This is a genomic window from Enterococcus sp. DIV1758 (assembly GCF_051711985.1).
GTDB classification, from domain to species: Bacteria; Bacillota; Bacilli; order Lactobacillales; family Enterococcaceae; genus Enterococcus; species Enterococcus faecalis.
Genome location: NZ_JBIOOA010000001.1, coordinates 380,341 through 393,020 on the forward strand (window position 1 = coordinate 380,341; position 12,680 = coordinate 393,020).

Sequence of the window (12,680 nt, forward strand, 5' to 3'; positions counted from 1 at the left end):
GTTGATCGTTTCTAGCTTTTTGCTATTTATCTAAACCGTAAAGATAGTCATCATCTTTCATGGCTTCAACTGTTCCTAGTAAATAGCCATTTCCTACTTGAGAGAAGAAGTCATGGTTGCTAGTTCCTGTCGAAATACCATTCATTACAATCGGGTTCACATCATTGGCTGTATCCGCAAATAAGGGATCCATACCTAAGTTCATTAAAGCTTTGTTGGCGTTGTAACGTAAAAAGGTTTTTACTTCTTCGGTCCAACCTAAGTCATCATATAATTCTTCTGTATAACGTTCTTCATTTTCGTACAATTCGTAAAGTAAATTATACATCCAATCTTTTAGTTTATCTTGCTCATCTTCTGGTAATTCATTAAATCCTAATTGGAATTTATAGCCAATATACGTGCCGTGCACTGATTCATCACGGATAATCAATTTAATAATTTCAGCGACGTTCGCTAGTTTATTGTTTCCTAAATAGTAAAGAGGAGTGTAGAACCCAGAATAGAATAAAAACGTTTCTAAAAATACACTAGCAATTTTTTTCTCTAACGGAGTACCGTTTTTATAAATTTCGTTAATCCGTTCTGCTTTATATTGCAGATGTTTGTTGGTATTTGTCCACTCAAAAATATCATCAATCTCTTTTTTTGTATTTAATGTACTGAAGATAGAAGAATAACTTTTGGCATGGACAGATTCCATGAATTGGATGTTATTTAAGACGGCTTCTTCATGGGGCGTCCGCACATCATTTCTCAGTTGATCCATGCCGCTTTCTGATTGAACGGTATCTAATAAAGTTAAACCGCCAAAAACGTAGCCGACAGTAGTTTTTTCTAAATCGGAAAGAGTCCGCCAATCATCTAAGTCATTGGATAACGGAATCCGTGTATCTAACCAAAATTGTTCGGTTAATTTTTCCCAAGTGGATTTATCAATGACGTCTTCAATGGCGTTCCAGTTAATTGCTTCATAATACGTTGCCATGGTTATTCCTCCTGTATGCTGGGACAGCAGTCTGTTTGACTAGTTGTCTCGTTTCTTCGCTTAAAACGTTCTACAGAGTCCAAATAGGAGCGTGCAGCCGTTCTTCTTTGTCCAGTATATCTGAAAATGTCCTGTTTAAAAAGAGAACATTCCTAAAAAATAAGACGCTCAAGCAGAACGCCTTATTTAAGTGCTTTTCATTAAATCACGCAAGACTCACATTGATTGCTGCCAATTTCTTCAGCATCATCTGTAAATGTACGAATATAGTAAATTGATTTAATCCCTTTGTTGAACGCATAATGACGTAAAATGTTCAAGTCACGGGTTGTTTGTTTTGGTGTTTCTTTCCATTCATACAAGCCTTCAGGAATTTCTGAACGCATAAACAAGGTTAAACTCATTCCTTGATCAACGTGTTGTTGCGCTGTTGCGTAGACATCAATCACTTTGCGCATATCCATGTCGTAAGCAGAAGTATAGTAAGGAATTGTATCATTCGCTAAATAAGGCGCTGGATAGTAAATCTTACCAATTTTCTTCTCTTGACGTTCTTCAATCATGCGAGTAATTGGATGAATGCTGGCACTAGTATCATTAATATATGAAATTGAACCATTTGGCGCTACGGCTAAACGATTTTGATGATAAAGACCATCTTTTTTCACAGCATCACGTAACGCAGCCCAATCTTCAGCCGTTGGAATCTGAATGTCTTTGAAAATTTCTTTCACTTTATCAAATTTTGGTGTAAAGTTGCCTTCAATATATTTATCGAAGTAAGCACCAGAAGCATAATCTGATTTTTCAAAATTGTGGAAGACTTGGTTACGTTCTTTCGCAATTTGGTTACTTTCCATTAAAGTCCAGTAATTTAATAACATGAAATAAATGTCTGTAAAGTCTAATGATTCTTCAGAGCCGTATTCCATATGATTTTTAGCGAAGAAGGTGTGTAAGCCCATTGCGCCTAGTCCGATTGTATGGCTTAAACGATTTCCATTTTGGATAGTTGGCACGACATCAATTTCAGAAGCATCTGTTACAAAAGTTAACGCACGCGTCATAGCGCGGACAGATTTTCCAAAGTCAGGACTTTCCATTAAATTAACAATGTTAGTTGAACCTAAGTTACAACTAATATCTGTTCCTAAAACTTCATATTCTTGTTTCCCATTAATAACAGAAGGCGTTTGAACTTGAAGAATTTCAGAACATAAGTTACTCATGATAATCTTGCCATCAATCGGATTGTTTTTGTTAGCTGTATCAATATTGATGATATAAGGATAGCCAGATTCTTGTTGTAATTTAGAAATTTCATTTTCTAAGTCACGGGCTTTAATTTTACGTTTACGTATGTTTGGATTGGCCACTAGGTTATCATATTCTTTGGTGATATCTACATAGGAATAAGGCACACCATATTCACGTTCCACACTATAAGGACTAAATAAATACATATCTTCGTTGTTACGTGTTAATTCGTAAAATTTATCTGGAACAATAACACCAAGAGACAACGTTTTTACACGGATTTTTTCATCAGCGTTTTCTTTTTTAGCAGATAAGAACATTTCAATATCTGGATGGAAGACGTTTAGATAAACCACACCAGCACCTTGACGTTGACCTAGTTGGTTAGAGTAGCTAAAGCTATCTTCAAATAATTTCATAACAGGGACAACACCACTTGCTGCGCCATCATAACCTTTGATTGGTGCGCCCGCTTCACGTAAGTTTGAAAGAGTAATCCCTACGCCACCGCCGATTCGTGATAATTGAAGGGCAGAATTAATTGAACGCCCAATGCTATTCATATCATCTGTTACTTGAACTAAGAAACAAGAAACCAATTCACCTCGACGTTTACGCCCAGCGTTTAAGAAAGAAGGTGTGGCTGGTTGATACCGTTGATGGATCATTTCATCCGCCAATGTTAAAGCCAACTCTTCATCGCCATCCGCAAAATACAAGGCATTAAAGGCAACCCGATCTTCATATGTTTCTAAATACTCTGTTCCGGCGTTGTTCTTTAAAGCGTATTGAGAATAAAATTTATAAGCCGCCATGAAAGACTTGAATTGGAAATGTTGTTCATCTAAGAAAGCATATAATTTTTCAATAAAGTCCATTGAATATTTTTCGATGAATTCAGTTTCAATAAAATCTTCTTTCATTAAAAAGTTGATTTTTTCTTCAGCAGAGCTGAATTTACGTGTATTCGGTTCTACATTTTCTTTAAAGAAGGCCGCGAGTGCTTCTTTATCTTTATTTAAAGGGATTTGACCATCAACAGGACGGTTAATCTCGTTATTCAGTTTGAAATAGCTGACATCTTTAATTTCTTTTAGACTCAATTTCTTCCACTACTTTCTTAAAGGTCTCCACGTCTTCGTCTGTTCCGCTAAACTCAAAGGAGTATAGAAGCGGAACGTGATAATCGCGGGCAATATCTTTGGCGGTATAGACAAATAATTCAGCAAAATTACGGTTGCCCCCACCAGCTACACCAACTAACAGTTCTTGATTACTTTTATAATCAAGAAAGTCATTCACTACCTCTGTAATTTCTGCATCATAGGTAGGAATGACAAGAATAAAAGGCTCATTTATTTCAAAAAAAGGATTCGCTGGCTCAAGTTCATAAGCAGGCAAATCCAATTTTTTAATAAAGCGCCTTGTTTGACCGGTGACTGAAAAATAAACAAGTTTCATCTTAGCTAGCCAATTGTTTTAATTGGTCTGGACGGAAGCCAACAACGGTTGTTGCTTCAGATGTGATTACCGGTACGCTTTGGAACCCTTGTTCTTTTAACCAGTCGATAGCATCTGGTTGTGCGTCGATATTGATTTCTTCAAAAGCGATGTTATTTTCACTTAGGAAACGTTTCGCCATTTTACATTGGATACAGTTATTTTTTGAAAAGATTTTTACGTTCATTGAAAGTTCCTCCTCTTTTTTTCTACATAGACTAGTATAAATCTATGTAGAAAAAAGTCAACACTTTAACACTATATATTGTGGTGCGTTTTTCTCATAATACTAGTTTTTGTGTTTTTGAAAGAAAAATGAAAACACGTGAATCCTCGTTTTTGGGAGAAAAAACACATTGGTCAGTGTTTGACAAACAAAAAAATTAAAATTTTGAAAGAGAACATTTAGTGAAAAAACACTAAATATTGTGTTGACATTTGAGTTAGGCACAAGAAGAAAAAATAAGCGGATTTGTTATTGAATGAGTGGAATTTTACAGTAGCTAGTAACATAAAAAACAAGAGCTGACTTTTTTTCAAAAATGGTAACCTGAAAAAAGTGTCTCTATATAGAAGGAAAATAGAAGAAAACAGGAGATACATCCAGAAATTCATTGACTTTCCGTGTAAGCAAGCGTATTCTTTTAATTGAGAACGATTCTCATTTTCGTTTGAAACTTTTTCACATGGAGGGAAGTAAATGATTACGTTAGCGCAGGCAGAAGTTGGGAAAGTCTATACAGTCGAAAGCGTCCAAGCAGATGTTCAGACAAAGAAACATCTGAACAATTTAGGTGTCGTTGCAGGCCAAGCAGTTGTCCTTGTCAATTATCAGAATCAAAATGGTATTGTTTTATTACATAATAGTCGAATTGCGCTGACAGATACGATTTTACAAGCGATTCATGTGGAGGAGCGCTCGGCGAATGAGAAAGTTTGGGTCTCCTTAGATACCTTGAAAGTTGGAGAACGCGCTACAATAGTAGGGATCCACGGACAAGGAGCGGTGAAACGTCGGTTGATGGACATGGGCTTAACAAAAGGAACAGTAATTTTTATTCGTAAAGTAGCTCCTTTAGCCGATCCAATTGAAATCAATGTACGTGGTTACGAACTAACGTTACGAAAAAGTGAAGCGGAACTAATCTTGGTTGAGAAGGAGGAAAGCGAATGACTCAGCAAATTGCACTAGCTGGTAACCCTAATAGCGGTAAAACGACAACGTTCAATATGTTAACAGGAGCCAACCAATATGTTGGAAACTGGCCAGGGGTGACTGTGGAACGCAAAGAGGGGGTGGCAAAGAAAGATAAGACACTCATTATTCAAGATTTGCCAGGGATTTACTCTCTTTCTCCTTATACGCCTGAAGAAATTGTAGCACGAGATTATCTTTTGGAGGACCAACCTTCAGTGATTTTGAATATTCTCGATGTGACCAATTTGGAACGGAATCTTTATTTAACAACACAATTAATTGAAACCGGATTACCGGTTGTTTGTGCGTTAAACATGATGGATTTGTTGGAAAAAAACGGCCAAACATTGAATAGTGAAAAGTTAAGTTATGGCTTAGGCGTGCCTGTCGTTGAGATTAGTGCTTTGAAGAATCGTGGGTTGGATCATGCTTTAAAACAAAGTAAGCAGCGAGCGAATGCCATAGAGACAGAGGTTATTTATCCTTCTTATGATAATCGCTTAGAAGCAGCACTTGCTGAAATTGTTGATATTTTAGGGAATACTGTTCCTGAAACGCAACAGCGTTGGTATAGTTTAAAACTTTTTGAACGAGATGTTCGAACCAAAGAGCAATTATTATTGAGTTCTTTTCAAGAAAAAGAAATTGAAGAAGTCATTCAAATTACTGAAAAAATCTTTCAAGATGAAAGTGAAGCGATTATCATCAATGAACGCTATGCCTTTATTGCTCGATTAATTGCTTTGTGTGCGACGAAAAAAACAGAAATGACATTTACTCACAGTGATAAGATTGACCGAGTGGTAACCAATCGGTGGTTGGCGTTGCCAATCTTTGCGTTTGTGATGTGGTTGGTCTATTACTTGTCTATTCAAACGGTTGGTACAATGGGGACAGACTGGTTAAATGATGTCTTTTTTGGGGAATGGGTTCCTCAATTTGTAGGAAATTGGTTGGCGCAATGGCAAGTAGCGCCATGGATGCAAAGTTTAATTTTAGATGGGATCATTGCAGGTGTTGGGGCTGTGTTAGGCTTTTTACCACAACTGGCCGTCCTGTTTTTATGTTTAGGTTTTTTAGAAGATTGTGGCTATATGGCACGGATTGCCTTTGTCATGGATCGCTTGTTTCGGAAATTCGGCCTATCTGGTAAGTCATTTATTCCGATGTTAATTGCGACAGGTTGTGGGGTCCCAGGCGTGATGGCTAGTCGAACGATTGAAAACGAACGCGATCGGCGAATGACTATTATGGTCACGACTTTTATGCCGTGTTCGGCGAAGTTGCCAATTATCGCTCTGATTGCAGGTGCATTTTTTCCTAACCAAAGTTGGGTTTCGCCCTCTGCTTATTTCTTAGGGGTTGCTTCCATTGTGTTATCAGGGATTGCTTTAAAAAAGACCAAGCATTTTTCGGGAGATCCAGCACCATTTATTATGGAACTTCCCGCCTATCATTTGCCACAGCTTAGAAGTGTGGTTCGACATGCCTATGAACGATGTCGCTCATTTGTAAAAAAAGCAGGAACGATTATTTTTGTTTCCAGTATTCTCATTTGGTTCATGTCACATTATTCTGTGACGTTTCAACCCGTTCCAGAAAGTCAAAGTATTCTAGCATTTCTAGGTAAAGGGTTGGCGGTGCTATTTATCCCATTAGGCTGGGGGAATTGGCAAGGGGCAGTTGCCACAATTACAGGATTGATAGCGAAAGAAAATATTATTGGTACCTTAGGCATTTTATTTGGCAATGTGAAAGATGTTTCTGAAAACGGGGTAGAAGTCTGGGGCGCACTGCAACACACTTTTACGCCAGTCGCGGCCTATTCGTTCTTAACTTTTAACTTATTATGTGCACCTTGTTTTGCTGCAATTGGCGCAATTCGTCGTGAAATGGGAGACCTTAAATGGACATTAGGAGCCATTGGTTATCAATGCGGTTTGGCTTATATGGTTAGTTTTGTGATTTATCAATTGGGCCATGTGTTAGTCGAAAAAGGTACACTAACTCTGGGGACTTTTTTAGCGATGGGCGTTGTTTTAGCTGGATTTTACTTCCTTATAAGAAAACCAAAGCCAGGCAAAGAAAGTGTCCAAGCAATCACTTCTTTAGAAAGAGGGTAATAACGGATGGCAACAATTATTTTATCCATTTTAATTTTTGGAACAGCAGGAATCATCACCTATCGACGAATCAAAAAAGGGCGAAGTTGTGAAGATTGTCAAACAGCTTGTCCTGTAAAAAAAGAACAATCTTCACAAGAATAACAACTGAAAAAAATTCCCTCTTGTATAAATAATAGCGGAGTGCTACAATATTGAGGTAGCTGAAAAGCCATTTTATACAACGGGGGCATAGCTCAGTTGGTTAGAGCATCTGACTCTTAATCAGAGGGTCTAGGGTTCGAATCCCTATGCCCCCATTGGGTGCCAAACCCACGAGAACGGTATTCTGTCGGCGTCTTAGGACGTTTCGAAGACGGAGTACGCGTTCTCTTTTTTTGCATAAAATGTCGAGTGTCGTGAGAGATACACTAGTTAAATCATTTAAAGAATGCTACGCTTAGAAGAGCGAGAAAGTACGTTATATAAAAAAGTTAAAATTTTTTCAGGCTAAAAAAGCGAATTTAACAAAAAGCGCACTTTTTGGTTCCTATGAAACGAAAAAGTACGTACTATGCAGCATGTACGGCACGGTATATGATGATATCAGAAAACGTTAAAGGAGCGAATCAAATGATTACATCACTAGCAGATACAGTAACATTAAACAACGGCACTAAAATTCCAGGAATGGGTCTCGGAGTATTCCAAATACCAGATGAAGAGACAGCAAAAGTAGTCGAAGAAGGGATTATCAATGGTTATCGTTTAATCGATACAGCGCAAATCTATGGCAATGAATCTGGCACAGGAGCGGGAATTAAAGCAGGCTTAGCGGCAACTGGTTTGAACCGTGAGGACTTATTTGTTACCTCGAAAGTTTGGAACGCGCATATTTCCTATGATGAAACAATTCAAGCTTTCAATGATAGTTTGGAACGTTTAGGTTTAGATTATTTAGATTTGTATTTAATTCATTGGCCAGGAAATAATTATTACAAAGAATCATGGCAAGCTTTAGAAACTTTATATGCTGAAGGAAAAGTGAAAGCGATTGGTGTCAGCAACTTCCAAGTTCATCATTTAGAAGATTTACTTTCTTATGCAAAAGTTGTTCCGGTAATTAACCAAGTGGAACTACATCCAAAATTGGATCAAAAAGAAGTGCGTGATTTCTGTGAAAAACATGATATCAAAGTCCAAGCTTGGTCACCATTGATGCAAGGTCAATTATTATCGAATGAAACTATTTTGGCGATTGCTGAGAACCATAATAAATCAGCAGCGCAAGTGATTTTACGTTGGGATATTCAACAAGATATCTTATTAACCGTGAAATCTGTCCACAAAGAACGGATGATTAGCAATGCAGCGGTCTTTGATTTTGAACTAAGTGCAGAAGAAATGGCGCAAATTAACCAATTGAATGAATCGTTACGTGTGGGACCAGATCCAGACACGTTTGATTTCTAAAAATTAACTAGGAGAAGATACAATGAGTGAAGCAGTTAAAGGTTTTTCAGTAGTCAACCACGTGGGGATTACAGTCAGTAATTTGGATGAATCAGTAAAGTTTTATGAAGCATTAACAGGAACAAAAATCGCAAATCGTGATGAAATTGGTGGAAAACGGATGGCCCAAACACAAGGGTTAGATGATACATTAATCAAGTATGCCAATGTGCATCTAGAAAACATCAATATTGATTTATTAGAATATGTTAAACCAAAATCAGAAAAAGCTTCTTATTCCAACGAACAAATTAGTGCAATGCATCTGTGTTTCGAAGTGGAAGATATTGATGCAGCTGTTGCACGTTTAAGAGCGATTGGCGTAGAACCTGATGGAGAACCGATTACATTCCAAGAAGAAGATGGCTTGAAGAGCGGTTTTGGTACAGGGGTCGCTTACTTTACCGATCCAGATGGTACAAATTTAGAATTGATTGCTCCTAAAGGTCCATTTACACGAAATTAAGTTAAAGGACTTTCAAACAAACATCAAAAAGACCCCCTCATTCTAGTATCACTAACTAGAATGGGGGTTCTTTTTATTTTTTGAGACAGAAGTCGCTAAAGAAAAGATATTCCAAATCCGTAATTGATGGTATACTAAAACGTAACAAATAAAGGAGGAAGACAATTGATTCTTAGCGTCTTAACAGTTATTTATTTTATTAATGCAATTATTGCGGGAATTACCATTTTGTTAAAACCTCGAGATGTAGCAGCAATTTGGGCATGGCTACTCGTACTGATTGCTCTACCCGTTTTTGGTTTTTTCTTATATTTATTCTTTGGGCGCGGTTTAACCGACAAAAAGAAATTTTATTTGCAACAAAGTGATTTACGGGAATTAGAGAATTTTCAGAACTTCCAAGAAGAAAGTTTTGAACTTTATAGTCAAAAGATGCCGACGGAGGAGCAACAACAGTTTACAGACTTTTTTTCCTCGTTAAATAGGATGCCTCTGACTAAGAAAAATGATGTTGAAATTTTTACGGATGGTACGGAAAAATTCAATGCGTTGATGGCGGACATAAAAAAAGCTCAGCACTCCATTCATATTGAATATTATGCCTTTGTAACGGATCATATCGGTACCAAAATTTTGAACTTATTAGAAGAAAAGGCGGCTGAAGGGGTTGAAGTGCGGTTGCTTTACGATGCCTTTGGCTCAAAGGGCACCAAGGTTCATCATTTGAATGAATTGAAAAAAAACGGCGGTTTTGTCCAAACGTTTATTACTTCTCAAAAAGCACTTTTGAAGTTTCGTTTGAATTATCATGATCACCGGAAAATTGTTGTTATTGATGGGAAAGTAGGCTACATTGGCGGCTTTAATGTTGCCGATCAATATGCCGGAACGACTAAAAAGTTTGGCTATTGGCGGGATACACATTTACGGATTCAAGGGCCAGCAGCCTCATTACTGCAAATGCGTTTTTTAATGGATTGGAACGTCTCTTCCCCTGAGAAAAATCGTGTGGCGTATCAATTGGATTATTTCTTTAAACTTGAAGCGTTGGTGCCAGAGGCAAATACATCCATTCAGATGATTGCCAGTGGTCCTAATAGTGACCGTGAACAAATTAAATTGGCCTTTATTAAATTGATTACTTCTGCCAAGAAAAGAGTCTGGATTCAAACGCCGTATTTAGTTCCTGATGATAGTGTCTTGGCGGCTTTAAAGGTTGCTGCGGCTTCAGGAGTAGATGTTAAAATTATGATTCCAGATAAGCCCGACCATCCGTTTATTTATCGAGCAACACAGTATTACGGGCGCTTGTTGATGAAAGAAAATATTGAAATTTTAATTTATAACGGTGGTTTCTTACATGCGAAAACAATGATTATGGATGATGAAGTCTGCACAGTAGGTTCAGCCAATCAAGATATCCGAAGTTACAAATTAAACTTTGAAGCAAATGCTGTGTTATATGATAAAAAAATCATTGATCAATTAGAAGCAATTTTCTTAGAAGATCGAAAAAAATGTACAACAATGACTCCAGAAGTTGTTCGCGACATGTCAAAATGGTTGATTTTTAAACAACAAATTTCACGATTATTCTCACCAATTCTTTAAAACTGTTTTTCACAAAATGACGAACTTCTGATCCGAAGTTCGTCATTTTTCTTCGGGAATTTTATAAAAGTATAGAAAATCACAAAAAAAGCCAAAAAAATTTAAAAGAATATTTTTTAAATTTTTTCGTTATTTTTTTATCTGTAGTTGCTGTTAAAATAAATAAATCTTATTGTGAATTCGTTATTTTATTTTTGTGAAAAAGGGACATCTTTTATAAAAGTAAAAAAAATTAAGCAAAGAGTGTTGACAAAAAAAACGAAAAGGAATATGCTACATGTACAAGTTAAATACAAAGCAATGACAGAAAAGCAGTAGAGAAATAACCACTGTTACAGAAAGCTAGTGGCGCTGGAAACTAGTACACGTTATTTATCGAATTACATTCTTGAGCTTCTGCCTACAGGGCACGGGTAACAGCGTTATTTGTTAAGAGGTATATAGTATTTTAAATAAACTAAACTATGTATAAATTTGGGTGGTACCACGAGAAATTCGTCCCTAAGTCGTTTCGACGGCTTAGGGATTTTTTGTATTCTTTTTTTGAATACGTGGCAAATCAAAGAAAATTTCGTGAACTCGTGTATACATAGAAATAAACACGGAATATCGTGTAAAAACAATTGTGTTAATCGTTTATTTCTTTAAATGAACGATTTCCTATAAAGAGATAATTATAAATATGGAGGGTGATAACATGAATATCATTGACGAGCTAGCATGGCGTGATGCAATCAATCAACAAACAAACGAAGAAGGATTAAGAGAACTTACAGAAAATACGAGCATTTCGCTATATTGCGGTGTCGATCCAACTGGAGATAGCATGCATATTGGACATTTAATTCCTTTTATGATGATGAAACGATTCCAATTAGCAGGTCATCACCCATACATTTTAATTGGTGGCGGAACTGGAACAATTGGTGATCCAAGTGGACGAACAACTGAACGTGTCTTACAAACGATGGAAGCTGTGCAACATAATGTGGACAGTCTTTCAAATCAAATGAAAAAATTATTTGGTAAAGATGCTGAGGTAACAATGGTGAACAACTACGATTGGTTATCAGAACTATCTTTATTAGATTTTTTAAGAGATTACGGGAAAAACTTTAATGTCAACACGATGTTGGCAAAAGACATTGTCGCTAGTCGTTTAGAAAGTGGCATTTCCTTTACAGAATTCACATACCAAATTCTTCAATCAATTGACTTTTACACATTGCATAAAAAACATAATATTCAATTGCAAATTGGTGGCGCTGATCAATGGGGCAATATCACTGCAGGATTAGATTTGATTCGTAAAAAAGAAGGACCAGAAGCCAAAGTATTCGGGTTAACTATTCCTTTAATGCTAAAAGCAGATGGTACAAAATTTGGGAAAACAGCGGGTGGCGCTATCTGGTTAGATCCTAAGAAAACCTCACCATTTGAATTCTACCAATTCTGGTTAAACCAAGATGATCGTGATGTCATCAAATACTTGAAATTCTTTACTTTCTTAGATAAAGAAGAAATCGATGCGTTAGCTGAAAAAGTTGAAAAAGAACCAGGTAAACGTGAAGCACAAAGACGCTTAGCTGAAGAAGTGACACGATTTGTTCACGATGATGCAGCATTAGAAGAAGCGCAAAAAATTTCAGAAGCTCTTTTCTCAGGCAATATTAAAGACTTAACGATTGAGGAAATCGAGCAAGGGTTAGAACATGTGCCAACTGTTGAAATTACCAAAGATGCTAAAAACATCGTAGATTGGTTAGTTGACACAGAAATCGAACCATCAAAACGTCAAGCTCGCGAAGATGTGAGCGGAGGAGCTATAAGTATTAACGGTGACCGAGTTACCGATTTAGATTTTGCAGTCGATCCAACACAACATTTCGATGGAAAATTCGTTGTTGTACGGAAAGGGAAGAAAAATTACTTTTTAGCAAAAGTAATGGATTAGAAATTGATAATAATTTCACGAAGAGAAGACGTGTGATTATTTGATCAAAGTTAAAATTCTATTTCTCCTTACAGGTAGTGGTGAAACCGTTA

11 protein-coding genes, 1 tRNA gene and 1 other annotated feature are annotated in these 12,680 nt (G+C 36.9%); of the genes, 8 read left to right on the forward strand and 4 right to left on the reverse strand.

Annotated elements, in window-relative coordinates; genetic code table 11:
- Positions 1-22: 22 nt before the first annotated feature.
- From nrdF to IGJ52_RS02000, 4 genes are all read right to left on the reverse strand, one after another.
- Positions 23-988 carry a class 1b ribonucleoside-diphosphate reductase subunit beta gene (gene nrdF, locus IGJ52_RS01985; RefSeq protein ID WP_002355357.1) on the reverse strand — a complete coding sequence of 322 codons (966 nt, stop codon included), beginning with the start codon at positions 986-988 and terminating at the stop codon, positions 23-25.
- Positions 989-1,188: 200 nt separating this feature from the next.
- Positions 1,189-3,348, reverse strand: coding sequence for a class 1b ribonucleoside-diphosphate reductase subunit alpha (gene nrdE, locus IGJ52_RS01990; protein WP_002355358.1), 2,160 nt, complete (start codon positions 3,346-3,348; stop codon positions 1,189-1,191).
- Positions 3,329-3,706 carry a class Ib ribonucleoside-diphosphate reductase assembly flavoprotein NrdI gene (gene nrdI, locus IGJ52_RS01995; protein WP_002355359.1) on the reverse strand — a complete coding sequence of 126 codons (378 nt, stop codon included), beginning with the start codon at positions 3,704-3,706 and terminating at the stop codon, positions 3,329-3,331. The genes nrdE and nrdI overlap by 20 nt, the downstream gene beginning before the upstream one ends.
- Position 3,707: 1 nt before the next feature.
- Complete coding sequence (locus tag IGJ52_RS02000) at positions 3,708-3,932, reverse strand: redoxin NrdH (protein ID WP_002355360.1); 225 nt, start codon at positions 3,930-3,932, stop codon at positions 3,708-3,710.
- Between the two features lie 513 nt (positions 3,933-4,445).
- Between IGJ52_RS02000 and IGJ52_RS02005 the strand changes: the two genes are divergently transcribed.
- The 8 genes from IGJ52_RS02005 (at position 4,446) to tyrS (ending at position 12,588) form a co-directional block, all read left to right on the forward strand.
- A complete protein-coding gene (locus IGJ52_RS02005) occupies positions 4,446-4,919 on the forward strand; it encodes a ferrous iron transport protein A (protein WP_002355361.1) in 474 nt (157 codons plus the stop codon).
- Positions 4,916-7,066 (forward strand): ferrous iron transport protein B, encoded by a 2,151-nt coding sequence (feoB, locus tag IGJ52_RS02010; RefSeq protein WP_002355363.1) that lies wholly within the window; start codon positions 4,916-4,918, stop codon positions 7,064-7,066. Before IGJ52_RS02005 ends, feoB begins: the two co-directional genes overlap by 4 nt.
- 6 nt (positions 7,067-7,072) lie before the next feature.
- A complete protein-coding gene (locus IGJ52_RS02015; protein WP_002383714.1) occupies positions 7,073-7,210 on the forward strand; it encodes a hypothetical protein in 138 nt (45 codons plus the stop codon).
- Positions 7,211-7,291: 81 nt separating this feature from the next.
- A tRNA-Lys gene (locus IGJ52_RS02020) sits at positions 7,292-7,365 on the forward strand.
- A gap of 277 nt (positions 7,366-7,642) precedes the next feature.
- Positions 7,643-8,518, forward strand: coding sequence for an aldo/keto reductase (locus tag IGJ52_RS02025; protein WP_289853673.1), 876 nt, complete (start codon positions 7,643-7,645; stop codon positions 8,516-8,518).
- A 22-nt stretch (positions 8,519-8,540) separates the two neighbouring features.
- Positions 8,541-9,023, forward strand: coding sequence for a VOC family protein (locus tag IGJ52_RS02030; RefSeq protein ID WP_002382933.1), 483 nt, complete (start codon positions 8,541-8,543; stop codon positions 9,021-9,023).
- Positions 9,024-9,188: 165 nt separating this feature from the next.
- The gene (gene cls / locus IGJ52_RS02035; RefSeq protein ID WP_002361214.1) at positions 9,189-10,634 is read left to right on the forward strand and encodes a cardiolipin synthase; all 1,446 of its coding nucleotides are present in this window, start codon (positions 9,189-9,191) and stop codon (positions 10,632-10,634) included.
- Between the two features lie 291 nt (positions 10,635-10,925).
- Positions 10,926-11,140: a binding site (T-box leader), on the forward strand.
- Positions 11,141-11,331: 191 nt separating this feature from the next.
- The gene (gene tyrS, locus IGJ52_RS02040; RefSeq protein ID WP_002355444.1) at positions 11,332-12,588 is read left to right on the forward strand and encodes a tyrosine--tRNA ligase; all 1,257 of its coding nucleotides are present in this window, start codon (positions 11,332-11,334) and stop codon (positions 12,586-12,588) included.
- Positions 12,589-12,680 lie beyond the last annotated feature (92 nt).

Bases quoted from the DNA above. Each gene is read 5' to 3' on its own strand.
- nrdI (WP_002355359.1), bottom strand. From the start codon at position 3,706: ATGAAACTTGTTTATTTTTCAGTCACCGGTCAAACAAGGCGCTTTATT.
- IGJ52_RS02000 (WP_002355360.1), bottom strand. From the start codon at position 3,932: ATGAACGTAAAAATCTTTTCAAAAAATAACTGTATCCAATGTAAAATG.
- IGJ52_RS02005 (WP_002355361.1), top strand. From the start codon at position 4,446: ATGATTACGTTAGCGCAGGCAGAAGTTGGGAAAGTCTATACAGTCGAA.
- IGJ52_RS02025 (WP_289853673.1), top strand. From the start codon at position 7,643: ATGATGATATCAGAAAACGTTAAAGGAGCGAATCAAATGATTACATCA.
- tyrS (WP_002355444.1), top strand. From the start codon at position 11,332: ATGAATATCATTGACGAGCTAGCATGGCGTGATGCAATCAATCAACAA.
- nrdF (WP_002355357.1), bottom strand. From the start codon at position 988: ATGGCAACGTATTATGAAGCAATTAACTGGAACGCCATTGAAGACGTC.
- IGJ52_RS02015 (WP_002383714.1), top strand. From the start codon at position 7,073: ATGGCAACAATTATTTTATCCATTTTAATTTTTGGAACAGCAGGAATC.
- IGJ52_RS02030 (WP_002382933.1), top strand. From the start codon at position 8,541: ATGAGTGAAGCAGTTAAAGGTTTTTCAGTAGTCAACCACGTGGGGATT.
- feoB (WP_002355363.1), top strand. From the start codon at position 4,916: ATGACTCAGCAAATTGCACTAGCTGGTAACCCTAATAGCGGTAAAACG.